A 1,416-nucleotide genomic window follows, 5' to 3' on the forward strand; every position below is an offset into this window, starting at 1 on the left:
AAATCAACAGGATTTAAATATTAACTTGATGTAGTACACAACAGCGTTTCATTCATGATTTGAAGATTTTTATTATCCTGTTTTTATATGATTTGATGTAATAGCTAGTACTTAGTCACTCTTTAAGTGTCGGATAAAGCTTTTTCAATTTTATCCGAGCATCCTCATTAGTAAACCGCCATTCCATAGGTTGAGCAAGGGCGTTTCTTTTTTCTTGCCATGCTGCAATTTCCTTTTTTAACGTATCTTGGTCTGGAATGCGTTGATCCAAACACTGACGCGACAGGATGCTCAATTCTATTTCTGCCATGTTCAACCAGCTACCATGCTTGGGTGTGTAATGGATTTCCAGCCTATCCAGAATCCTTCGTGCCTCTTCAGGGACGAATGCCTTATACAAGGATGCGCCTGTGTGGGTATTTAAATTGTCCATCACCAAGGTAATTCGTTTAGCGTGTGGATATTTAACATCAACCAAATCCTTTATTTGCTGCGCCCAATCCACGGCTGTTCTTTGGTCGGTCACCTCGACATGCCGTTTACCCTCCAATGGGTTAAAAAACATGAACATATTGCTAACACCATTACGCTCATATTCCGTATCATACTTTTCTACTGTTCCTGGTTTTGCTGCTATAGGTTGGCGCACCTCGTCAATATGTTGCTTGCTGCTTTCATCCATACAAATCAGGGGGTGGGTTTCGTCATAAGTGCGCTTGTAAACACCCAATACGTCTTCCATCGCGCAAACAAAATCAGCATTCTCGCTGGTAGGAATGCACCATTCCTTTTTCTGCCAAGGTTTCAGTTCGTTTTTTTTAGTGCCCGGCGAATGGTTTCATGCGATACGCTTTCAACATGCCCAAGTTCCACCATATGTTCCCCAAGCATGCGTAATGTCCAACGGCTGTATCCTTCAGGCGCATCCCCACAAGCTAATGCGATTAGGTGCGCTTCTTTTTCTCCATCGATGACTCGGCTTCTTGCCGGTTCGCGCTTAGCCCGATTTAATGCAGGCTCCAAGCCTTCTTGAACCAGGCGCTCCCGTACCCTCTCAACTGTGCGCGTTGAAATGCCAAAGGCTTCACTGATCTGGCCATCCTGCCATTTGCCACCTGACTCACTAATATCCGCTTTAAGCAGTATTTCTGCATGAAGTCTTTTGTGTGCTGCCACTTTCCCTGTATGGATTATGCCATCCAAATAATCTCTTTCGTCCTCTGTCAATCGTACAATGTATTTCTTTTTCATAGTCAGCCTATCCCTTACGTGAAACTTGTTTATGGGGGCTGTTATTCGACATTTAAAGAGTGACTGAGTACTAGTGCCATCAAACTCTCCCTCCCCAAGACAGACAACATCTGCACCGATCGGTATTAACGCTTGCACAGCGCGTATCAACTCAATATGCATGGC

The 1,416-nt window shown here is 44.1% G+C and carries 1 protein-coding gene; it reads right to left on the reverse strand.

Annotated features, from left to right (window positions below; genetic code table 11):
* Window positions 1-115: 115 nt before the first annotated feature.
* Window positions 116-1,251 (reverse strand): IS630 family transposase gene (locus CRENPOLYSF2_RS18425; RefSeq protein WP_140396756.1). Its coding sequence is split into 2 segments (ribosomal slippage): window positions 116-822 and window positions 822-1,251, totalling 1,137 coding nucleotides; the frame shifts between segments, so codons are not numbered across the junction.
* Window positions 1,252-1,416 lie beyond the last annotated feature (165 nt).

It is taken from the genome of Crenothrix polyspora (assembly GCF_900163755.1).
Classification (GTDB): Bacteria; Pseudomonadota; Gammaproteobacteria; order Methylococcales; family Methylomonadaceae; genus Crenothrix; species Crenothrix polyspora.